The 22,526-nt window shown below is 36.7% G+C and carries 19 protein-coding genes; 8 read left to right on the top strand and 11 right to left on the bottom strand.

Annotated features, from left to right (window positions below; translation table 11 throughout):
- Positions 1–434 precede the first annotated feature (434 nt).
- Positions 435–1,337 carry a tyrosine-type recombinase/integrase gene (locus tag V9G42_14125; protein MEI2760562.1) on the top strand — a complete coding sequence of 301 codons (903 nt, stop codon included), beginning with the start codon at positions 435–437 and terminating at the stop codon, positions 1,335–1,337.
- Entirely contained in the window at positions 1,318–2,541 is a 1,224-nt protein-coding gene (locus tag V9G42_14120; GenBank protein MEI2760561.1) for an IS91 family transposase, read from the top strand. The genes V9G42_14125 and V9G42_14120 overlap by 20 nt, the downstream gene beginning before the upstream one ends.
- A 290-nt stretch (positions 2,542–2,831) precedes the next feature.
- Here the strand turns inward: V9G42_14120 and V9G42_14115 are convergent, their stop codons facing one another.
- The 11 genes from V9G42_14115 to V9G42_14065 form a co-directional block, all read right to left on the bottom strand.
- Positions 2,832–3,380: a MepB family protein gene (locus V9G42_14115; protein ID MEI2760560.1), complete on the bottom strand. Its 549-nt coding sequence runs from the start codon at positions 3,378–3,380 to the stop codon at positions 2,832–2,834.
- A 212-nt stretch (positions 3,381–3,592) separates the two neighbouring features.
- Positions 3,593–3,982 (bottom strand): hypothetical protein, encoded by a 390-nt coding sequence (locus V9G42_14110; GenBank protein ID MEI2760559.1) that lies wholly within the window; start codon positions 3,980–3,982, stop codon positions 3,593–3,595.
- Positions 3,983–4,211: 229 nt separating this feature from the next.
- A complete protein-coding gene (gene ppk2 / locus V9G42_14105; GenBank protein MEI2760558.1) occupies positions 4,212–5,357 on the bottom strand; it encodes a polyphosphate kinase 2 in 1,146 nt (381 codons plus the stop codon).
- A gap of 420 nt (positions 5,358–5,777) precedes the next feature.
- Positions 5,778–6,437: a tetratricopeptide repeat protein gene (locus tag V9G42_14100; protein ID MEI2760557.1), complete on the bottom strand. Its 660-nt coding sequence runs from the start codon at positions 6,435–6,437 to the stop codon at positions 5,778–5,780.
- Positions 6,437–7,249, bottom strand: coding sequence for a hypothetical protein (locus V9G42_14095; protein ID MEI2760556.1), 813 nt, complete (start codon positions 7,247–7,249; stop codon positions 6,437–6,439). The genes V9G42_14100 and V9G42_14095 overlap by 1 nt, the downstream gene beginning before the upstream one ends.
- 2 nt (positions 7,250–7,251) lie before the next feature.
- Positions 7,252–7,869: a hypothetical protein gene (locus tag V9G42_14090; GenBank protein ID MEI2760555.1), complete on the bottom strand. Its 618-nt coding sequence runs from the start codon at positions 7,867–7,869 to the stop codon at positions 7,252–7,254.
- A gap of 118 nt (positions 7,870–7,987) precedes the next feature.
- Positions 7,988–9,127, bottom strand: coding sequence for a site-specific tyrosine recombinase/integron integrase (gene xerA / locus V9G42_14085; GenBank protein ID MEI2760554.1), 1,140 nt, complete (start codon positions 9,125–9,127; stop codon positions 7,988–7,990).
- A gap of 789 nt (positions 9,128–9,916) precedes the next feature.
- On the bottom strand, positions 9,917–10,063 hold the full coding sequence (locus tag V9G42_14080) for a hypothetical protein (GenBank protein ID MEI2760553.1): 147 nt from the start codon (positions 10,061–10,063) through the stop codon (positions 9,917–9,919).
- A gap of 184 nt (positions 10,064–10,247) precedes the next feature.
- On the bottom strand, positions 10,248–12,263 hold the full coding sequence (locus tag V9G42_14075; protein MEI2760552.1) for a tetratricopeptide repeat protein: 2,016 nt from the start codon (positions 12,261–12,263) through the stop codon (positions 10,248–10,250).
- A gap of 631 nt (positions 12,264–12,894) precedes the next feature.
- Positions 12,895–14,466, bottom strand: coding sequence for a T9SS type A sorting domain-containing protein (locus tag V9G42_14070; GenBank protein ID MEI2760551.1), 1,572 nt, complete (start codon positions 14,464–14,466; stop codon positions 12,895–12,897).
- Between the two features lie 516 nt (positions 14,467–14,982).
- The gene (locus V9G42_14065) at positions 14,983–15,360 is read right to left on the bottom strand and encodes an SWIB/MDM2 domain-containing protein (GenBank protein MEI2760550.1); all 378 of its coding nucleotides are present in this window, start codon (positions 15,358–15,360) and stop codon (positions 14,983–14,985) included.
- Positions 15,361–15,799: 439 nt separating this feature from the next.
- On the opposite strand from V9G42_14065, the gene V9G42_14060 reads away from it, so the two are divergent.
- From V9G42_14060 to V9G42_14035, 6 genes are all read left to right on the top strand, one after another.
- Positions 15,800–17,230 carry a hypothetical protein gene (locus V9G42_14060; protein MEI2760549.1) on the top strand — a complete coding sequence of 477 codons (1,431 nt, stop codon included), beginning with the start codon at positions 15,800–15,802 and terminating at the stop codon, positions 17,228–17,230.
- Positions 17,231–17,344: 114 nt separating this feature from the next.
- A complete protein-coding gene (locus V9G42_14055; GenBank protein ID MEI2760548.1) occupies positions 17,345–18,343 on the top strand; it encodes a bifunctional ADP-heptose synthase in 999 nt (332 codons plus the stop codon).
- Between the two features lies 1 nt (position 18,344).
- Positions 18,345–19,064, top strand: a complete 720-nt coding sequence (gene ubiE / locus V9G42_14050) for a bifunctional demethylmenaquinone methyltransferase/2-methoxy-6-polyprenyl-1,4-benzoquinol methylase UbiE (protein ID MEI2760547.1) — start codon at positions 18,345–18,347, stop codon at positions 19,062–19,064.
- Positions 19,061–19,771 carry a porin family protein gene (locus tag V9G42_14045; protein MEI2760546.1) on the top strand — a complete coding sequence of 237 codons (711 nt, stop codon included), beginning with the start codon at positions 19,061–19,063 and terminating at the stop codon, positions 19,769–19,771. Before ubiE ends, V9G42_14045 begins: the two co-directional genes overlap by 4 nt.
- A gap of 15 nt (positions 19,772–19,786) precedes the next feature.
- The gene (locus V9G42_14040) at positions 19,787–21,337 is read left to right on the top strand and encodes an FAD-dependent oxidoreductase (protein ID MEI2760545.1); all 1,551 of its coding nucleotides are present in this window, start codon (positions 19,787–19,789) and stop codon (positions 21,335–21,337) included.
- A gap of 33 nt (positions 21,338–21,370) precedes the next feature.
- Positions 21,371–22,456, top strand: a complete 1,086-nt coding sequence (locus V9G42_14035; GenBank protein ID MEI2760544.1) for an AI-2E family transporter — start codon at positions 21,371–21,373, stop codon at positions 22,454–22,456.
- The last annotated feature ends 70 nt before the right edge of the window (positions 22,457–22,526 follow it).

Here is a 22,526-nt window from a genome sequence, read left to right as displayed (position 1 = left end):
TCTTTTGGTTTTGCGAAGGGTCGGCTTGTGTGTTGGGCAAAACCAAATGTGCCATTTGTGCGGCTGGCTAAAATTGTTTTTAAAAAATGTGCGGTGGGAAAAAATAAAAATACAGAAGCGTTGGCTTTTGGGTCGGCTGTCTGATGGTTCACTTGTTCTGTGTCTTATTTTCCTGTTTCATTCTGTCGTTCATTTTTACTCGGTTCGTTCTTTAGGCTTGCAGGTAACGTTTTGCGGCTTGGCGAAGTGGCGGATTTAAAAGCACGTACGTTCAATTTAGCACAAATGTTAATAGAAAACCGAATGTTCAATTTAGCACTTCAGCCGCCATTTTGCCAAACCGCTGTTCAAGCGACACCTTCGGTGAGTTTTGTATTTTGCTATTGACATCATAAGCAAAGATACGGACATTACCTTTCATCAAAAAATATATTATGAAAGGAAACACCATTTCTTTAAAACCACTCAATGAAAGTGGCAAAAGATGGTTGCAAAAGACTCTGCAACTTTTACAAATACAAGAGTACGGCAAGGGCTCTGTGCGCAACTACCTGCAAGAGCTCACCTTGCTCTTTAAGCATTACAACAATTTGCAAGTGGAAGAATTACGGCAAGAACACATTGAGCGTTATGTGCTATTTATTAAAGAGAACCATAGGGTAGGCCGAGCCAAATGCAGGAGTGTGGCACAAGCCTGTAGTTACTTTTTTAAGAAAGTTATGCCATCGGATTATATCGTTCCCAGCAAGCTTTACCCTAAAAAACAATTTGTGCTTCCTGATATTATGACAGAGCAGCAAGTAGCCCAACTGTTTAATGCATCGCTTTCTTTAAAAGAATACTGTGTTGTGGGGTTGCTTTATGGCTGCGGTATGCGCATTAGCGAAGTGTGTGATTTAAAGATTAGCCATATAGACAGCACCAACCAGCGTATTAAAGTAGTACAGGGTAAAGGCGGAAAAGATCGTTTCACCTTACTGCCACAAAGTTTATTGATTCAGCTTAGGCAGTACTATTTACAGGCCGGACGCCCCAAAGAATACCTGTTTACCAGCCAACAGACCAAGTGTGCTGTTCATGTACGCAGCATGCAGTTGGTGGTAAATAGTGCCATGCAAAAAGCAGGATTCGAATGCGGACGGTTTACGGCACATACCCTGCGACACTCCTTTGCTACGCACCTGCTCAATCAGGGCAATAATATTCATGTGATAAAAACACTGCTTGGCCATAGCAAGTTAGAAACCACCATGATTTATCTGCACCTGCAACACCACACCCAGCTTGGCATTGTATCTCCCTTAGAAAGATTGGGTGGTGGAACAAGCGGAAATTAAGCAAAGGCTTCAAACCAGAATCTTTGCCCACCACAGTGGACAGCAGTTTAATCCGTACAGTCAAAGTGTGTTGAAAAAGTTGTCCGATTGCCATACGTTAAGGTTAGGCATGCATGTTTATCGCTGCAATACTTGTTCTCACCAACATCACCAATATCATAGTTGCGGCAACCGGCATTGCCCCAATTGTGGTGGCTTAAAGCGCGAACAGTGGCTGCACGACAGAATGAGTGAGTTGTTGCCCACCACCTATTTCCATATCGTGTTTACCCTGCCGCAGCAATTAAGAAGTCTGGCCATGGGCAACCGCAAAGCAGTTCTTAATTTGTTGTTTGAAGCAAGCAATTATACGCTTAGAAAATTGGGTAGTGATGAAAAATATCTTGGAGGAACACCGGGCATCATCAGCATTTTGCACACCAACGGACAAGACTTAACTTTTCATCCGCACATACATTGCATCGTGAGTGGTGGTGGCATAGATAAAGAGGGCCGGTGGCAAAAAGAGAAACGCAGGACCGGTAACTTTCTTTTTCCCAGAAGAGCGATGGAAAAGATTTTCAAGGGCTATTTCTTAGAAAAACTGTTAGCATTAAAATTCAATCATCAACTGAATATTGAAGATGAAAAAATGTTTGAGAAAACAATGGGAGAATTGCAGTTCATCAAGTGGAATGTATATGCCAAACGTCCTTTTGGCGGGACACAACAGGTGTTGGAATACTTAGGCAGATATACGCATAAGGTTGCTATTACTACGCATCGGATAATGGCAATAACCGACACAACCATCACATTCAAATACAAAGACTACCAAGATGACAACAAACAAAAGTTGATGACCTTGAGCCATGAAGAATTTTTGCGCAGGTTTGAGCAACACATACTGCCCAAAGGTTTTGTGAAGATACGGCACAGTGGGTTTTTATCCCATCAGAACAAAACAGAGCGTTTAAAATCTATTTGCAGGCAATTAAAAATAGCAGAGCCACCACTAAAAGTAAAACTACCCGTAACCACTTTAGCAGCGATGAAGTACGGTGTGGATATTACGCAGTGTAGTGTTTGTAAAACTGGAACCTTAGAATTACAGGCAACCTATATCAACATAGCACGGCAGGGTGTACAGTTAGTAAATGTAGCGCTGTTGCACAACAAAGGCTCTCCACAAAAGATACAAAAACCTGTTAAACAAATGCGATGACAATAACAAACATAATGACAGCATCTAAAATCCTAAGTATCTTGGGTAGGGGAAGTTGTGTGTTTAAGCAAACCCAATCATCCGCAAACATGCGAAATACTACAACCGGTAACTATAAAAAGCACTAAATCACAAAGAACCAAAGCTACAAAACCTCCTATACAAAAAATACCGGTGTCGCTGAACACCGAATAGCAAAAAGCCCTGAAGTGTTTTCTACTCTCAGGGCTTTTTTGCATTAGGGCTTTTTTCTATTCGGCATAATGTTAGCTGTTCGTTGCTTTTCTTTCTCAATTATTTTCGTTTGTTTGGGTTAATAGTTTCTTTGTTAATTCAAGGTCGATTGAGCTGTCATTTTTAATTGCCATAAAATATTTTGTCTGCCAACTTTGAGTTTTCATAGCTTGTTTATTTGTCGTAATGTCCCAAATTGGATAAACTCTTATTCCACGTTTTCCTGCTTTTCCGTTCTTTGTTATTATTCCATTGTCTGCTAACACCGATTTCGGAAAAATAAATTGTCCAAAATTTTCGTCATTCCTTGCCGTTATAATCACAAAATCAAAGTTGTCTTCATAATCAAATGGTTCAGTTATTCCGTCTTTGTTTCGTTTCCAAATCGTTACAAACTGTCCTGCTTTTGTTGGTGTAATTTTAGAAATTCGTTGTTCAATTATTTTTCCGTTGAGTTCAAAAGTACAAGCTCCATATTCTCTACTTTCTATGTTTTGTTTCAAGTTTGTCAAGTTAAAACCACATTTGTCATAAACTAATTCTTTCACAATTTTTAGGTCGCTGTGAATTGAGTTTAAAAGTGTCAAAGTGTTTTCAGTTGTCATTTATTCTGTCTCTGTTTTATCTATTCGTTTCTTGTTTGGATGTCACTCTGCAATGACAGCTAACGGTTTCGGGCTTTGCGTTGGTGGGCTTTTGAACCCGTAAACTGTCTGCCAGCACCAACGTTTATTAATTGCTCAAATGTTTCTATTTGCACTGTCCGTCCACTAATGCAAAACCCGTGTTAGTGGCAGTTATGTCTTTCGTTAAATAGTCAACCTTTAGAGCTGTCTGCATAGATTAGTTTGTCTCTATTTTCTTGAAGAAAATTGTTTGCTACCTTACAATTAAGAAGCCAATAAGGAAGTTCACCGTATTTTCCAACAAATAGTTCATATTCCCTTTTAAAAAACTGGGTCGAGTCTAAGCTTGTCACCTCTTGTAAAATAAATCTTTCCAAGTCAAGAGTATTCGAGTTGGCATTAAGAAAGTCTTTTAGTCGATTCATTTTTAATTTAAATAATTCAACCAACCATTCAGTTTTCTCTGGGCGAGGACACTTTTCTCCTGTAAAGTCATTTCCTCCGCCAAACTCCCAGTCGGTAAAATGATAATGATAACTCAGTATTTTGTCAATTTTTTGTATTGCGTGTTTATTTTTCATTCTAATTGCCACTAACGTTTTCGCGCTTTATTTCAGTTTGGGTTTTGAAACACTGTCTACCGAAATGCTACTAACAAAGCTAAATGTTTTTTAGCCATTTGCAAAGCATAAATAACTGTCCTTCCCGAAGGGACAACTTTTGCAAATGCCTTATACTTCCGCCCAAATTGAATAAAGCGTGTGTTAGTGGCAGTTATTATTAATACAAAATTGTTTATTGTTAAGTTGCTTACGAGGAGGTCACTTCATGCGACCTCTTTTCACCTTTTTCATAAATTACATTAGAGCGACCTACAATTAAGGAATCTAATTTTCCAATATTGGCTTCGTCTTTGTCGGCATATGAAAATCTGTTTAAAACATATCTCATTGCATTGAGTCTAGCTCGTTTTTTACAGTTTGATTTAATAACAATCCAAGGTGAATCTGAAGTGTCTGAATAGAAGAACATTTTTTCTTTAGCGTCTGTATAATCATCCCATTTGTCTAATGAGGCTTTATCAATTGGCGATAATTTCCATTGTTTTAGTGGATGATTTTCCCTGTCGTTAAACCTTCTTTTTTGTTCGTCTTTACTAATAGAAAACCAAAATTTAAATAGATATATGCCACTTCGTATTAAGTTGCGTTCCAATTCCGGAACCTCACGCATAAACTCTAAATATTCCTCTTCATTACAAAATCCCATTACTTTTTCTACTCCTGCTCTGTTATACCACGAGCGATCGAATAGAACAATTTCTCCTTTAGATGGGAAGTGCTTGATGTATCGCTGAAAATACCATTGCCCCTTTTCCTCATCTGTTGGTTTCTCTAAGGCAACAACCCTCGCACCCCTTGGGTTGAGATGTTCCATAAGGCGTTTAATTGTTCCTCCCTTACCTGCAGCATCTCTTCCCTCAAATAAAATCACAACTCTGGCACCGGTTTCCTTGACCCATGATTGAAGTTTTAATAGTTCTACCTGTAATTTATACTTTTGTTTTTCATAGTTTTTTCTTGTCATCAGATATTCATAAGGATATCCGCCTTGATGCCAAACTTTTGACAAAACCTCATCAGGATGTTTCTCAACCTGATTATTTTCTAAATCATTTGTTAGTAGTTTAATAACCTCTTTTCTCTCTTCCTCAGAAAATTTTTCCAAATAGTCGTTTAAAGACATTTTCTTATTTTTAGACTTTCCGATTATATCTTCAAGTGCAGCCACTTCTTTTTCAATTTTGGCTTCATGTCTAACCTGAATTGTTTTGTTTTGAATCTGACTAGGGCTCTTCCCTTTTATAACGTCTCCCGATGAGACTCTTTTTAGCTTTGCTAATGTAGTATTGGTTGGTGGCGAACTTGCTTTTTTTATTGCTATTTTCTTTCCCATTTCGAATGTTTAATTTTTATTTAAGTAAATGCTAAATTTCGCAAAGTTACATCCTATAACATTCGAAAAAAATGATTTTAGTCATCTCTGGAAGAAGTAGTCCAGTAAGGATAATGATTAGGCGGTATTTTAATTTTTTGCAGAGTCTGTCTAAGCCGGCGACCTAATTGCCGCTAACGAAGAAGGGATTAAAGAAGTTTTTAAAAAGGGGGATTAGATGCACAACTGTTTGTTTACGCACCACTGTTTGATAGAAGTACAACTGTTCGTTAACCACTCAAAGCCCCCTTTTTAAAAATTTCTTTTAATCTTTATGTTATCCGCTGCCCTGCTGTTCGTTCGGAGTTCGTCAGTTTGAAGTCCGCACCAAAGTTTGTTCAAGGCGATGATACCTGTTTGATTTTTCATTTCCTCTGCAGTTCAAAGATGGTGATACTCCTTCAGATTTTTAATTATCTCTTTCACTTTATTGTTTGTTGTGTCAATGTCTGATGCCTTTTGATAAAGTTCAACTGCTTTTTCGTATTGCTTAATGTTGCTGTAACTGTAAGCACATTCAAAGTATGCATCAAAATAATTTGGATTCACTTTAAATGCTTTCTCGTATTCAGAAATTGATTTCTGCCACTCTCCATTATGTCTGAACAAAAGTCCTTTGTCGTAAAGTGATTTGAAGTCATTTGGATTTGCAGTTATCAAACTGTCCAGTCGCTGTAATTCTCTTTTATACTTTTCTTCATTTTGTTTATCGTGGTCGGCTTTTGCAGAAGATAAAAAAACATGTCCGTCCCACTTAAATTCAGAACCTCTGTCAACTGTGAATTGTCGCACTGTGTAATAAACTGAAAACAGCAAAACAAAAACTATGAGAACAGAAATCAGCTTGTTGGAATTGAAGTCAACCTTTTTGGTGAATTTATAAATTGCTCCGATTGCAAGTGTCCAAAAGATAAGCGGAAGTATGTAAGCCAAGTCGCCAAGTCCGTGTCCAAAAGTCAAAGAGCCAGAAAAAGAAAGCACAACAACCAAAATAAAAAATATGGCTGCCAGTCCAAGTGTTAGTCGTGTAAAACTATTCATTAAAACTTTTTGAAGTTAATAGGTCCGCCACAACCTGATTCAATAATAGCTGATGTTCCATTTCCAAAAGTTATTTCAAGGTCATGTTTGAATTTTGTCCAGAAGTCATTTTGATGTTCGCAGTTAATGTGGCAAGCAACAATTTCTTTTTCACTGATTAGATAAATGCAGGGAATTGTTTTTGCAGATTGTCCGCTTACTCCCCACTTTAATTTACCGCAATCACCGCCAAAACAATTCATCAAACTGTCAAGAGCTGCGGTGCATTGCTTGTCAGTTTCATATTGGTAAAATGAAAGATAGAGTCGCTGATAAACTGTTTGCTTGTAATTGTTAACGAAAGAAGTTTTGCTTTTGAGAGTTACTTTTTTCTTCCAAGTCGGGTTAGTTCTTGTATCAAGTGTGTATTGTTGTCCCGCACCGTCAAGATTGTCTTTGCTGATTGTAAAGTCAGCCGAATAATTTTTTACAAAGCTGTCAACCTTTGCTTGAAAGTCAGTCGCAGCAGTTTGCTGTCTGCCGGTCATACCCGTCAAAACAAAAGTTGCTAAAGTCAATATGATTAAAGTTGCTCTCAACATTGTCGGTCTAAGATAGGATGTTTTGTATTTCGTCTGTTCATTTCTTGCAGTCAGTTTCAAGTTAGCACTGTCGCCATAGGGTTGCGGATAACGGTTTGCAGATTTGCGATGGGCGGGCTTTTCAGCACAAATGTTTTTTCGGAGAACTGAACTTCCTTTAACCACAAAACTGTCTACGAAGCACGAAACCCCGCCTATTGCAAATGTGCTGTTATAGGTGGTTTTTCTCATTGTCAGTATATGCTCATGAGTTGATACTTTGGCTTTGTCACCTTACCTGTCTTAGTGTTTATTAGAATTGCTTCTGCTGTTTGTCCTCCGTGATTTTCGTTTTCTGTCCACCTTGCTATTTGCCAAAAAGTATTGAGACTGTCGACTTGCAATGTAACCTCCATGTCAGGCATTTTGAATCCTTTCTTTTCTGCAATCTTTAAAGCGTCAAAGTAAGAAATCGGATACCTCTTGTCATAGTCAATTATGCTATCAAGTTTACCTGTCGTTGAATAATACTTCCAAACCCCAACATAATTGTGATGAGCATTTGTCATAATTCCTTCTTCTTTCAATTGTCCATTCTCATAATACTCTTTCCAGTTGTCAAGCTTGGTTAACTCGTTTTGATATACTTCTATGAATTTTGCCCCTGAAACATATTTTCCTCGAATAATACTAAAGTTTGCACTGTCGATATATTCACGGTCTCCACTTGTCCTTAGAGTGTCTTTTATTTCAAAAATGGGTGTGTTGGCTACTTGAACAAATGAGTCTGTTCCATTGATGCTGACTTGCTTGTCTATCGGATTTGTGCAAGCTGTCAAGGTCAAAATTAATATTGTCGGTATTGTCTTCATAAAATCACCTATAACTAGCTTATATACGAGTAAAACTTTCGCTTATCTACCCAAATTGGGTAGATTGTAGCCATAAATTGGCGTTTTATTCTTATCTGGTTATTTTCTGTTTTTTTATTCATAAAAAATCAAATGGCGATTTAATTTGTTGTAAACTTTTGGTACTTACATGGGTATAAATTTCTGTTGTTTTACTGCTGTTATGTCCTAAAATCTCTTGTATATATCTTAAATCGGTACCGCTTTCCAGCAAATGCGTGGCATAACTATGTCTTAACCAATGTAAAGTAACCGGTTTTGTAATTTTTGTTTTAGCTATACTTTGTTTTAACACATTTTGCAAACTCCTTGCATCATACCTATTACCCTTAGTTTGACCTTCAAATAAATAATACTTGGGTTTTGTGGCCTTATAATACTCCCTCAACAAAACAATAATCTTTTCACTCAGTGGCACAATTCTGTCTTTTTGCCCCTTAGCATTTTTAACATGAAGTATATTTCTCTTAGAATCTATATCATTTGGCTTTAAACTAAGTATTTCTCCGCACCTTAATCCACAAGCATATATTAAACTAAGCATAGCTTTGTGTTTAATGTTTGTGGGTGTGTCAAGTATAGCTTTTACTTCTTCCTTACTAAGTACATTAGGTAACTTTTTCGCACGTTTTGGTCTAGGTATGGCATCTATATCTAAAGGAGAATTTTCTATCGTTTTAAAAAAAAGTTTAACCGCATTCACTACTTGATTTTGAAACGATGCAGAATAATTATTAGCTAAGATGTATTCATTATTAAATCGAATTAAATCATTATTATCAATCTCCTGAATCTTTTTAAAAGCATAAAATCGCAAAAAGGTTTTTATAGAATCTAAATAGGTGTTAATAGTACTTGGGCTGTATCTTCTGGAATGAAGCCAAAACCTGAATTTTTCAATTTTTTCTATGGCTTCAGCACTTATTTTTTCTTCTAAAACTGTTTTTGCACCTCTTTTACCACTTTCAACAGTGGTATCTAACACATCTTTTCTCGAAAAATCTCTGTAATCAACCCACGCCTTATTTTTAAATACCTTAAAAATATCCGATATATTATATTTATTCTGTGGAATATGCCATGCACGGTGCGTTTTACTCCATCGAGCATCTTCAAACTTTTTTATCAATAAAACTAGCTCTTCTTCATAAGGAAAAGAAATAATAATACGATTCTCGTTATTATGAACAACCTTTCTAACTTTAATTGATAAATCCATGATAGCTAATAAATACTAATAAATCACATCTGTTCAATATAGCTCAATAAAAAGGGCATGTTATAGTTTTCCCCTAAGGTTTATTTTTGGGGTTCTGACAAAACAACCCCATGCCAATGGCAAATGTAAATATATTTTTTCAAGTTTTGAGCTAAATAAATAGAGATTCCTTTTCCATGATTGTAAGCAAGTGGTGGGTCCGACCGACACTGCAAAGTAGTAAACACTTAGACTCGTTTAGTGTTTACGTTCTTTCCCCTGTGTTTGGTGTTGTCGCCAACCACTCCCAAAAATCTTCCTTCCCTTATTTGAAATATACTGTTGTTTTGAGTACTCGCAAAGATTCGTAACAATTATGGGGCATATATTTTACCTTATATGTTTGAATTTTTAAAAGTTAAGTAACTTGGCAAACTGAGGGGGATTTTACCTTGGTGCGCTGACACCGTCTGACAGCTGAAGTCAGGGGACTTTGAATACAGTAATTGCTACTTACCATTCCATTTCAGTGACCTCATCAACTACATAAACTCGGACAAATTAAGTTCATAAAACCCTACACTTGAATGTTTGTAATCGGTAAACTCATTTACCAAATTCTCCTTTTTTGCACAGGGATGGTGATGTATGTAATCTAACTTTTGTTTCATAGACTTTTTCGTATACCATGTGTTACAGTCAAACGATTGTTCAAATACGTGATGCAACTTACCGTCTATAGCTTGTTCTTTAGGAACGACTTGTTCCATTTTCAACAATAAATCAAATCTACCTGACTCCTTTAATCTTTTAACCACTTCGTACGCCAAAAATCATTTGCCGTTTGCCACAAACATCATAAAAATTTGCAATCTCAAATATCGGCATCCATGCAAAGCAGGTAATGGTGTAATAAAACATTACTACCTGCTCATCATATTTTCTACGTGAAGTCATAATGTGAAATTATATTCCACGTAAGTTCTATATTCATAAAAACGTATTATCCCTTTAATGCTTTTTTATAATTTCAAAGTCCCCTGAAATGCGGGAGACTTTGAATGGACGGAGAAAAGACTTCATTGTTTGCTCTAGGGGCGCAACAAAGTCTTAGTTGTTATTGATTGTGCTACAGGTACTATTATTGTTTCGTTTCAAAGTATTCGTGAGCTGTTCCTTTATTGGTATGTTCCTGCAGTTGCTTAATAATAGCATCAACGCGCTTCCCGTGTTGTTTTATTTTTTGGAGATTGTTTATCAGATCTGCTGCTGTTTCCTTTCTTTCATTCTCATTGCCATTTTGTACAATATCATTTACCATTTCTTCCGCAAGCTCAGAAAAGTTGTTTACAAAATTCAAAGGGTTTTGTATTTCGTGCGAAATGCGTGAAGCCATCACACCAAATGCTGCCATTTTTTCGCTCCTTATTAATTGCTCCTGTGCTTCTTTTAGTTTTTGATTGGCGATGCGCTGTTTGCTGTAGTTGCGATAAACAAAAAACAATAATACAATGGTGATGGCTATTCCTGCAAAACCACCGTACGTAATTGCTTTTTGTTTCGGCAACTTAACTGCTCCAAGTTCTTTTTCCTGTGCAAACTTTAAACTATCAGCAATTTGCTTCTTATCAAATTCGTATTGCATGCTTGCCTGAGTTAGCTTTTTGGTGTTTTCTTCGTTGAAGAGGCTGTCTTTGTATGTAATGAACATTTTGTGGTTTTCAAAGGCGCCTTTAAAGTTGCCTAAAGCGCTGTCGGCTTTGGATAGGTAGCCATAAGCATCTCTAATTCCATCTTTACTACCTGTTTCCTTATGTGTTACAAGGCCTTTCTGTAACCACTTTTCTGCTTCTTCAGCCCGGTTTTGCTGAATATAAACTGCTCCTATCCCGGTATAACAAGAAGCCATTCCACCCCTATCTCTAATAGTTTCAAATATTTTCAATCCATCAAAATAGTATTTCAGGGAAGAGGTGAAGTCGGACTGTGCATAATGCACACTTCCTATACCCATATTGCTATAAGCAATTTCAGATGGGTTTCCTATTTCTTCAGCAACTTTTAGATCAGCTAAATAATTCTTTAGGGCATTGGGAAAATCATTTTGTTGTGTATATACTTCCGCAATCATACGGTGTGCATATGAAATCCTCTCTTTGCTTTCTAATTCTTTGCCGATATCCAGGTAAATGTTAAAATTTTTCAAAGCATCAGAAAAATTACCCTGCGTTAAACATACCTGGCCTATTTTCAGACGACTAAAACCTATACCACTCTTGTCATTTATTTCTTCAAATAGCTTAAGTGATTCATAAAATTCCTTAAGGGCTTCTGTGTAATTTCCCTGAAAACCATAGGCATCTCCAATGAGTGCTATTGCATTGGCGATAGAAAATTTATCATTTAATTCTTCAGCCGTTTTCAGGCTGTTTTTATAATATTCAAGTGCTTTTGTTGGATTGCCCTGATAGATATATGCTGCTCCTATATTCTGATAAACACCTGCTGTTTCCCTTTTTTTACCAATCTTTTTATAAATATTTATGGCAATGCTATAGTTTTTCAACGCCTCGGTAAAATCTCCCTGTGCCAAATTCATTTGCCCGATTCCGCTATAAGCACCTGCTAGTGCCCCTTGGTCATCAGCTTTTGTTGCGGGAATTATGGCATTTCTGTAATACTCAATGGCCTTAAGATAATCAGCCATTTCGCCATAGGTAATTGCAATATTAACATAAACCTTTCCTTGCCAATATTTATTTCCTGTTTCTTTATAGAGTTCAAGAGCGGCAAAATAATTTTTCAGAGCTTCCTGGCGGTCGATTTTTTGAGCATAAGCATTTCCCATATTATTGTAGGCCCTTGCCATTCCGTCTTTAAAATCTATATTTTTGGCTAAATCCATTGCTTTCTGAGCATAAACTATACAAGTGTCGTTTTTACTCATTCTCCAACCTGCATGCTCACTTAAGCCATTGTAAATATTAACCAAGTTGGTGTCTGTTTGAGGGTGTAATAATTCGGATTTCAAAGAGTCAACAAGTGCTTGTCCTTTCTTAGGTGGCATTTCGGTTTTTTTTTCAGAGGTGCATCCTAATGTAAACCATAAAGCAGAAAACATTAATACAATCAATAATTTAAAATTAATATTTTTCATTACTACAGATTTTTTAAAGTTTAAAAAATTCTATTTTTCACAAAATTACATCTCGACTTCTCCTTTGCCTTTTACTGCGATTTTTCCACGAAGTTCAAAAATATATTGTTCGTCATTTTTTACTAAATCGTAAGTAGCTTTAAAAATATTGACTTTACCGCCTTCACCATATTACTCCATACGTACCGCTGTGTTAACCACATCTACTCAAATGGCGTAAACAAACTTCTTTACACCAACTATTCCTGCTACTACGTTGCCAGAATAAATTCCAATTTATTCATTAAAGGCACTATTTTTTTTGTTGTGATTTAATAAAACAAAGTTCTAAAATCAAGTTTCACACTTTAGGATAGAAACTTCCTTGAATGGAGAGTAATTGAAAGTCTACCTTCCCTTTTCTGAATCTTAATGTGCAAAGCAAATGTATAAACATTAAATAAAGGAACAAAGTGTTATAATGGCCTATATGCTAAAGGAAAAAAATATTTCACGTTTAAGGTTGCCCGTTTGCGCATCTGACGGAGGAAGTCATAAAACTCAAAAGCACCGATCATATTTCTCTGGACACTGCAATTTTTTTTAGCTTTTTATATTAAACATGTTTAACGGTATAACAACCGGAATTAATTTAATCTTTCTCAATTATAATTTTCCTACTATACTTTTTTTCTTCTTCGCTAACTTTTACAAAATAAATTCCATCAACCATTTTATCTATGCATATTTTTTTTTGGTTAGAATTAATTATATTATCTGAATAAATACAATCTCCGTGCACATCATAAATTTCTATTGCCGCATTAGCAAAATTATATGAGCTTGAAAAAGTAAATATTCCTGTGGAGGGGTTAGGGTAAATAATTATATTTTTTGTTTCTGTAAAGAAATCATTGACGCCAACATTACCCATACATGCTACACTAACATCTCCAAAGTTTGATGTAAATGCGCCAACTGGAAATTGATAACCCTCATTGAGAACCTGAATAAACAGGTTGTTTGACATTATGTTAATTGTATCGTTAATCGTTTGCGGATTAAATTCAAAGCAGCCACCACTATTCCCTATAAAATCAGTTTTAATGATATAACAATCATTATACCCTAATCCAAAACTTGACGTGAACCCAATCATGATACAACCACTGTCGGATGATAAATCCATATCATAACATTGTTCATTGCCTGAACCGCCATAAGTTTTTGACCACAGCAAAGATCCCATACTATCTGTTTTTATTAAATAAGAATCCCAATTATTCAAGTTAAAACTTCCTGTATAGCCAGTAATTAAAAATCCATTGTCAGGAGTTTGTTTTATCCTTAATCCATAATCATTAAAGTTGCCTCCAAACGATTTTCCCCAAAGTAAAGTACCTGTGCTATCAATTTTTACCAGACTTGCGTTAAAGACAAAAAGTCCATTTTGAAAATTCCACCCGGTAATAATAAAACATTGATCATTGGTTTCCTGAATTGAATGTCCAATAAAGGTATTCCCTGGTGATGAAAGATTTTTTGCCCAAATAACATTGCCTGTTGAATTTATCTTTATTATATTGGTAGAGTTAGAAGGATAATCTGAACTACCAATTAAAACAAAGCAACTATCGTGGGTTTGTATTATTTGATTACAATAATTAAGACCACTAGTTTGATAAACTTTTGCCCACAATAGATTTCCGGATGTATCAACTTTTGTAACATAAAACTGATCATAACTATTAAATTGAAATTCCTGTGAGGTTCCCGCAGCTATGTAATTTCTATCATAAGCTTGTAAAACAGAGGTACTAAAATTTATATATCCTGACCGAATAATGTTTGTGTTCCATAAAATTGTGCCTGAAGAATCTATTTTAAAAATACCAAACCCTTGGTTAGATGCCCCTCCCATTCCGGCTTGACCACTTATAATAAACCCATGATCGTCAGTTTTAGCAATTGCCTGAACACTATTTGTTGGAAAAATCGCCTTTGTCCATAATGTATCTCCAGATGAATTTAATTTAGCAAGAAATCCTCCACCCGAAGCAGAGCTTGCCTGGCTTCCTCCAATGATAAATCCTCCATCACCTGAATTAATAACTGTATATCCATAATCACCGTTATTACCTCCAAAGGTTTTTTGAAAAACAAACTGGCCATAAGAAATAAATGTTCCGAAAATAAAAAGCAGAGTATATAGATTCTTATTCATTTGTAAAGCATTATTATAAACCCAATTCTATTTCCATCCAACAAAATTAATGATAAAAGTAAAGTGTTTCCTTACTCAATTGAATCATTCTTACGACTCATTTCCCTCGGCAGAATATCTTTACATTTCAGTAGAACTGGGGTAACCAACAACAGAACAACCTATAAATATAGATACTTTCTTGGCAGTAAACAGTATGCATACACCTCTGCTAAGGGCGTAACATACTTGTCTGGTTTTTTCAAGAAGTAGGTGTAATCCATATCGCTTTCAAAAAACAACTCACGGCATACTACATTGTTGTATATGTGATAAAACTTAACGGCCTTTAAGGGAATGAGTGCCTCTGTCATTGTTTTTTTGAGAAGCTAAATGTAAGGATGTTTTGTGGTAGTATTTGGCTATAGTGTTCTATAGTTCTTCACGTTTCAGGCGGCAAAGTGGCCGACCTGGGGTAAACATAAAAAAAGGGAAGACTATTGAGAGCCTTCCCTTTTTTTTCTTTCTTACAGGAAATTAAGAAAGGTGTTTGCTAACGAGTTTAGTCATTTCAAACATAGAAACGGTTTTTTTGCCACCGAAAACTTTTTTCAAGTTGTCATCAGCATTGATGTTACGTCTCTCTTTTGGATCCTGTAATTTGTTTTTCTTAATGTATTCCCAAAGTTTTTTAACAACTTCAGTACGTGGAAGTGGCTTGCTTCCTACAACTGGATGCAGTGCTTCGCCAATTGTCATAGCTTTCATGAATGCAGCATTTGGAGTACGCTTTGTTTTAGCTTTTGCTTTTGGAGCTGCTTTCTTCTTAGGAGCTGCTGCTTTTTTCTTTGGAGCAGCTTTCTTTTTTGGGGCTGCTTTTTTAGCAGGTGCCTTTTTAGCTTTTTTAGTTGCCATTTTGAAATTTGTTTTTTTTAATTTGTTGAGCAAATGAAATACATAATTTTCGCTTTCAGACTATGCGGCACATGAATTTATTAACAGCCGTTTTCACTCTCAAAAACTTGTTTTAATACTATGCAACAACTACTAATGCATAGAGGGAAAGTTTTATGTTAACATTGTTTTCTCCTCTGAAAACGTGTCTTTTTACAAGGTAAACAACTTGCTTTCTTCTGTTTTCTCCTCTGAAAAAGGGGTCTGTATAACCATTCCGCCATTGTTAATAACCACAACGTTTATTATTTTACTAATGTTTTTGTAAGGTGAAAGGTGTGGTATTTTAAAGATTTCTTACAGCTAAACTTACATTTTTTCAGTGGGTAAGGTTGGTCCGTTAATGCCATAACTGCATATATATATGTATCGTTTAGCATCACAAACAACAAGTTTACGAATGAAAAAAGCAATACTCTTATTATTGTTCATGCTGCAGGTAAACATATTGGTGAAGGCGCAGGACATGTGGGGAATAGCCAATAGCAACTATGCAGGAAACTTCGCCATAGATATAAATCCCGCTTCAATGGCCGTGTCTCCAATAAAATATGAGTTGAATGTACTTTCGGGAAATATGACTTTTTATAATAACTATTTGTATTTGCCAAAGGGCGAAATGTCGGTGGGTAAGTTTTTTAAAGCAGACTTCTTTAACTACGACTGGCAGGATCAATATACGGGTAAAGATAAAAATGCTTTTATGCAGAGTAGTATCAAAGGGCCGTCATTTTTTCTCCGGTCGGGGCAGACAGCCTTCGGGTTGCATACCGGACTTAAAGCTATGGGCAGTGTGCGGAATATTGACTTTGAAATGGCAAAACTCTTTTACGAGAACTCTACCTATGTTCCACTACAGAAAAAAGAACTTACAGCAGAGAACAATAGTTTGTCTGCTCTATTATACGGAGAGATAGGTGCAAGCTTTGCACAGCAGATTGAAGCAGGGCCGGGAAACAGAATTGCAATAGGTGCTACCTTTAATTACCTGATGGGTTTTGATGGTTTTTATGCACAGAACAATTACATGCATTATAGGTTTGACGATGAATCAAAACTGCAAGTAGCCAATCTGGATGCCGAATATGGTTATGCCGTACCCGAAGAGGGGCAGAGTGACTATCTGAAAATTCGCGGAAAAGGATTCAGCACCACATTGGGTTTTCAATACCTGCATGGACTTAACCCCGAAGCGTATAATGTATATGCACAACGCTTGAAGTTTAAGAAGTATAAATACAAAATAGGACTTTCGTTGGTAGATGCCGGTAGTATATTGTTTGCCAAAGATACCCGCACTGTAAAGTTTGACAATAAAAGTATTGATTGGAACGACTTTGACACTACGCAGGTGGAAAGCATCAGTCAGTTAGGAGAATTGTTGCGTTCCAAAGTTTTTGACGATTCCACTTCCGGTATTGTAGCTGCCCGATACCGTGCAAAACTGCCCACGGCCATCAGCTTTCAGTTCGATTATTGCGTGACTCACTTTTTATATCTCAATACCTCAATCATTCAACCGGTCACAAGTAAGTCAACAGCTGTCAGACGTCCGGCACAACTTTCGTTTACACCAAGGTTAGAAACATGGCGTTATGAAATATCTTTTCCTTTAACATGGTATGAATATGATCAACTACGTGTAGGTACTTGTCTGCGTTTGGGACAGGTGGTTATTGGTTCGGACTACCTGACCTCCATGTTGGGATTGTCTAAATTTAATGGTTTTGATTTTTATGTAGGGATTAAGCATAGTAGTTATGCTATGGATAAACTAAGTAAACGCAAAAAAGAAAAAGTAAAAGATACATATACAGGTGGTGATATTTAATAGAATGAATGAGAATCCACCAAGTATTTTTTGCTATTAATACACCATAATTGTTACTAATAAAGTAAAGTTGGCGGTAATGCCTATTTTTGCACTCCAGTAATTATTAGAAGTGTGAATATTAAACAGACTGAATTGTTTCTAAGCCGTATTCAGAAAATGCGGGCATTGGTGATTGGTGATGTCATGACAGATGCTTATTTGTGGGGCAAGGTGGAAAGAATATCTCCAGAAGCACCCGTCCCGGTGGTAACGGTTCAAAAGCGCGAAAGCCGCCCAGGAGGTGCTGCCAACGTAGCCGTTAATCTTCATTCATTAGGAGCCATGCCTTATATCTGTTCAGTTGTTGGAAAAGACAATGCCGGAGCAGAGTTTAAAGATATGATTGCCAAAAGTGGAATGCCTGTTGATGGCATACTTTCCTCTTCTAAAAGAACTACAACCATCAAGACCAGAGTTATGGGCAACAATCATCAGCTTTTGCGGGTCGATGCAGAAGTTGTCGAACCACTGTCACAAACAGACAGTGAAATGCTCCTAAAAAAAACAATAGAGATAATACGGAAAAAAAAGCCAGCGGTAATTATTTTTGAAGATTATGATAAAGGTGCTCTTAATAAGACTGTAATCGAAGCTATTGTTGCAGAAGCACAGAAGCATAATATTCCAACAACGGTTGATCCTAAAAAGAATAATTTTTTCCATTATCGTAACGTAACACTATTTAAGCCCAACCTTAAAGAGTTGCGCGAAGGGCTAAAGACCGATTTGGAAAAGCCAACGGCAGCAGCACTTACGAAGTTGGCATCGGAATTTGCCTCCAAGCAAAAAATTAAGTCATTGCTTATTACCTTGTCAGAACATGGGGTGTATTATTATTCAAAGAATGAAAAAGGAATTATCCCTGCACACATTCGCAACATCAGTGACGTAAGTGGTGCAGGCGACACAGTAATCAGTGTTGCATCTCTGGCAATAGCAGCAGGTTTATCTTGTTTTGAAATGGCTGCAATCAGTAATCTGGCAGGCGGCCTGGTTTGCGAAAAGATTGGTGTTGTTCCTATTGATGGCAGTCAGTTATTGAACGAGGTTAAAAGACTTTCCGAGAAATAAGATGGAAGTAACGCCTTACAATACCGGAGAATCAAAAAAAGAACAAGTGCGTCACATGTTTGATGCAGTAGCTCACCGTTATGATTTTTTAAATCATTTTCTTTCATTGGGCATTGACAAAATCTGGAGACGAAAAACAATCAAAGAGATTGGTAAACTAAAACCAAGGAGTATTCTGGACATAGCTACAGGTACAGGTGATTTGGCAATTGCAGCAGCAAGTTTATGTCCTGAGAAAATAGTAGGAGTTGATATTTCAGAAAAAATGCTTCAGGAAGGAAGAGTAAAAGTCAAAGCAAAGAACCTGAATAATATTATTTCATTGCATGAAGGCGACAGTGAGCAACTTCAGTTCGACAGTCAAACTTTTGATGCAGTGATGGTAGCTTTTGGTGTGCGAAATTTTCAAAATTTAGAAAAAGGATTAAAGGAAATGAAACGTGTGCTGCATGATAATGGAAAGGTTTATATTCTGGAGTTCAGTAAGCCAACAATGTTTCCTGTTAAACAATTTTATGGCATCTATTCACGTTATCTGTTACCACTTTTCGGCAAAATGATTTCCGGTGATGCAGCTGCCTATTCATATTTGCCTGAATCGGTAAAGCATTTTCGTTCAGGAAGTGATTTTGCACTTGTTTTGAAAAAGTGTGGTTTTACTAATATTGATATTAAACCGATGACTTTCGGAATTGTAACATTATACATTGCATCAGTATGAAACGGAAGATAATTGTTTTTTCTTTCTTGCTTCTTCTGTTCAGTCTTGATAGTTTGTTTGCACAAAAACAAAAAATTCTGAACCTGCCTAAGTATGACAGGCAGCGTTTTCATTTTGGATTTATACTTGGAATCAATAAGACTGATTTTGTGATTGACAGAGTTGCTTCTTTTAGTTTAATAGATTCTCTTTATACTGTTGAATCAAAAGGTACATCGGGTTTTAATCTTCAGATAGTAACCAACATGCGAATGGGCGAGCATTTTGATTTAAGGTTTTTACCCGGACTGGCATTTGCTTCACGCAATCTGGTTTATACATTTGAAAAAGGAAGACCACTAAGTAATGTTGTGACTAAAAAGGTTGAATCAACTTTTGTAGAGTTGCCTTTGGATGTAAAATTCAAATCGGCACGTCTCAATAACTTCAGAGCCTATGTGCTGGGTGGCGTTAAGTACAGCATAGATATGGTGTCGCAGGCAAAAGTAAAAGCCAAAGACAAAGAATTTGTGAAACTGCAACGCAACGATTATGGTTACGAAATAGGAGTAGGATGCGATTTTTATCTTCCCATGTTTAAGTTTTCTCCTGAAATAAAAATGTATCATGGTTTGCGAAATCTTTTGGTGAAAGACGATTTGGTTTATTCAAAATCTCTTGACGGATTGTTTTCAAAAATGTTCACCTTGTCATTGACATTCGAATAATAGAAATTACTTTTTATGCAAACGATTGAACTTGTTGTTCTGCCCGAAGAGGCAGCCAGTGAGGAAACAATTAAACACATAGTTGCCAGGAAATTTGGTAACAACCGATTCTTCAGGATTGTAAAGCGTAGTATTGATGCTCGATCCAGGATTGTAAAAATCAGATTGCAGTTACAATGGACAGATAAGCAGGATGCTTTCACTGAAAATCGAAAGTGGCAACAGGTTGGCAATTTAGAACCTGTAATTATTGCAGGATGTGGACCAGCAGGATTGTTTGCAGCCATCCGTCTTATTGAATGTGGATATAAGCCTGTAATTATCGAACGTGGTAAAGACGTACGCAACCGCAGGCGCGATCTTGCTGCCATAAACAAACAGAGGCAGATTAATCCCGAGTCAAATTATTGTTTTGGTGAAGGTGGTGCAGGAACCTACAGTGATGGAAAGCTTTATACCCGTTCCAACAAAAGAGGCAACATAGCTTCAGTGCTGAACACATTTATTGAGCATGGTGCCGCTGCCGATATTGCTGTTGACGCACATCCGCATATTGGAACCAATAAACTACCTGCTATAATTTCTGCAATGCGAAACAGGATTATTGAATGTGGAGGAGAAGTATTATTTAACACAAAGCTTCTGAATATTGATTTTGACGCAAGTGGTGTGAATGGTGTAGAGGTGCAGCAAGGAGCGACTCAATATCATATTAAGTCTAAAGCACTTATTTTGGCAACAGGTCATTCTGCACGCGATGTCTTTTATATGTTAAACAATCAAAGAATAATGATTGAAGCAAAGCCAATTGCTATTGGTGTTCGTGCAGAACATCAGCAACGGCTTATTGACAGTGTGCAGTATCATTGTAACACACGCAATCCATTCTTGCCACCGGCATCTTATGCATTAAAACATCAGCATGATGGACGAGGAATTTATTCTTTCTGTATGTGCCCCGGTGGTATCATCGCTCCTGCAGCAACCGGCATTGGTGAAGTTGTTGTAAATGGATGGAGTCCTTCAAGAAGAAATAATGTCTATGCCAACTCAGGAATTGTAGTAAATATTACAGAAGATGATGTTCAACCTTTTAGAAAAGCAAAAGAGTTGCGCTATTTAGAATTTCAGAAAAAGATAGAGCAGCAAGCATTTATCAGTGGTGGTGGCAATCTGGCAGCACCGGCACAGCGCATGGTTGATTTTGTGAATCAAAAAGTATCTTCCACTTTACCTTCATGCTCCTATATTCCGGGAATCAATTCTGTAAATCTGACTGAGATATTTCCTGAATCTGTTACAGCATCACTTGCTACAGCATTTGTTACATTCGGTAAAAAAATGAAAGGCTACTATACAAACGAAGCAGTGTTAGTGGGTACAGAGTCGCGGACTTCATCTCCGATACGTATTCCGCGAGATGCAGATACTGCAATGCATATACAGGTACAGGGTCTTTTCCCCTGTGGTGAGGGTGCAGGATATGCCGGTGGAATTGTATCTGCAGCTATGGATGGAGAATTTTGTGCAGAAAAATGTGCTTCATATTTGAAAAATAATAATTGAATTAGTTACTTTTAAAACCATATTCTAAAAAAAATGGAAATCAATCAACCGCCTTACTATATCAGAATAACTATAAAAATCCTGTTGGCGATTTTAATTTTTTATGTCCTGCATGCTGCACAAGATGTTCTCATTCCATTTACAGTGGCTGTGTTGTTTTCTTTTTTATTGATGCCGGTGTCAAACAAGCTTATAAAATGGAAATTTCCACCTGCAATTGCAATCCTATGCAGTATCATCCTTGCTTTTGTAATTGTTGGTGGCCTTTTGTATTTCTTCTATTCTCAGATTATTTCATTTGCTGAAGATTTGCCATTGCTTCAGGCAAAACTTCTTGAGAAGGTAGAGTTTTTGCAGCGCTTTGTAAATGAAACTTTCAGAATCACAAAAGAGCAGCAAAATGTTTTGGTAAAATCAAAGTTGCAGGAAAATATTACTGACAGTGGATTGCTTCTGCTCAATCTTTTTTCTTCAACAGGAAGTTTTATTGCCAACTTTGCTTTGGTAACGATTTATGTTTTTTTCCTGACACTTTATAAAAAGAAATTTAAGCAGTTTATTGAAGCAATAGTTTCTAATGGTAATCACAATTCATATTTTGAAATTGTAAAAAAAGTAGCAGTAGTTTCTCAGAATTATCTGAAAGGAATTTTTTTAGATGTGCTGATTTTGTCTGTTCTAAATTCAACCGGGTTTTTGTTATTGGGTATTGAACATGCAATTTTGTTTGGGGTGTTGGCATCTGTTCTCAACATTATTCCATATATTGGGGTATTGATTGGAAGTATTTTGCCTGTACTTATGGCATTACTCACCAAAGATGAAATTGGCTATGCCATAGGAGCTGCCGGAGTTTGTGTTACGGTGCAGTTTATTGACAATAATTTTATTACTCCTTATGTTGTAGGCAGTAGTGTCAGTATAAATCCACTCACAGCAACAATAGCCCTGATCATCAGTGCCTCGGTTTGGGGGTTGGCAGGAATGGTTTTATGCTTACCTCTTACAGGGATGTTAAAGGTGGTTTGTGACCATGTTGAAGGGTTAAAACCTATAGGGTTTTTAATAGGCGAAGAGGTGGATTACAGGAAAAACAAATTTAAACTTGGCCGAAAGTAGGCCTGTTGAAAGGAAATACTAATTTTGCATTTTCTATTGAATGGTCAAGAACCGTTCATATAAAAATCAA

This window comes from Bacteroidia bacterium, assembly GCA_037045145.1.
In the GTDB taxonomy this organism is placed as follows: Bacteria; Bacteroidota; Bacteroidia; order AKYH767-A; family OLB10; genus OLB10.
Note: the sequence above shows the minus strand (reverse complement) of the source record. Positions and strands in the feature narration are given on the sequence as shown.

Excerpts from the sequence above, each read along its gene's own strand:
- ppk2 (MEI2760558.1), bottom strand. The coding sequence starts at position 5,357 with ATGGGAAAGAAAATAGCAATAAAAAAAGCAAGTTCGCCACCAACCAAT.
- xerA (MEI2760554.1), bottom strand. The coding sequence starts at position 9,127 with ATGGATTTATCAATTAAAGTTAGAAAGGTTGTTCATAATAACGAGAAT.
- V9G42_14125 (MEI2760562.1), top strand. The coding sequence starts at position 435 with ATGAAAGGAAACACCATTTCTTTAAAACCACTCAATGAAAGTGGCAAA.
- V9G42_14095 (MEI2760556.1), bottom strand. The coding sequence starts at position 7,249 with ATGAGAAAAACCACCTATAACAGCACATTTGCAATAGGCGGGGTTTCG.
- V9G42_14090 (MEI2760555.1), bottom strand. The coding sequence starts at position 7,869 with ATGAAGACAATACCGACAATATTAATTTTGACCTTGACAGCTTGCACA.
- V9G42_14060 (MEI2760549.1), top strand. The coding sequence starts at position 15,800 with ATGAAAAAAGCAATACTCTTATTATTGTTCATGCTGCAGGTAAACATA.
- V9G42_14110 (MEI2760559.1), bottom strand. The coding sequence starts at position 3,982 with ATGAAAAATAAACACGCAATACAAAAAATTGACAAAATACTGAGTTAT.
- V9G42_14035 (MEI2760544.1), top strand. The coding sequence starts at position 21,371 with ATGGAAATCAATCAACCGCCTTACTATATCAGAATAACTATAAAAATC.
- V9G42_14115 (MEI2760560.1), bottom strand. The coding sequence starts at position 3,380 with ATGACAACTGAAAACACTTTGACACTTTTAAACTCAATTCACAGCGAC.
- V9G42_14070 (MEI2760551.1), bottom strand. The coding sequence starts at position 14,466 with ATGAATAAGAATCTATATACTCTGCTTTTTATTTTCGGAACATTTATT.
- V9G42_14045 (MEI2760546.1), top strand. The coding sequence starts at position 19,061 with ATGAAACGGAAGATAATTGTTTTTTCTTTCTTGCTTCTTCTGTTCAGT.
- ubiE (MEI2760547.1), top strand. The coding sequence starts at position 18,345 with ATGGAAGTAACGCCTTACAATACCGGAGAATCAAAAAAAGAACAAGTG.
- V9G42_14065 (MEI2760550.1), bottom strand. The coding sequence starts at position 15,360 with ATGGCAACTAAAAAAGCTAAAAAGGCACCTGCTAAAAAAGCAGCCCCA.
- V9G42_14100 (MEI2760557.1), bottom strand. The coding sequence starts at position 6,437 with ATGAATAGTTTTACACGACTAACACTTGGACTGGCAGCCATATTTTTT.
- V9G42_14040 (MEI2760545.1), top strand. The coding sequence starts at position 19,787 with ATGCAAACGATTGAACTTGTTGTTCTGCCCGAAGAGGCAGCCAGTGAG.
- V9G42_14080 (MEI2760553.1), bottom strand. The coding sequence starts at position 10,063 with ATGACTTCACGTAGAAAATATGATGAGCAGGTAGTAATGTTTTATTAC.
- V9G42_14075 (MEI2760552.1), bottom strand. The coding sequence starts at position 12,263 with ATGAAAAATATTAATTTTAAATTATTGATTGTATTAATGTTTTCTGCT.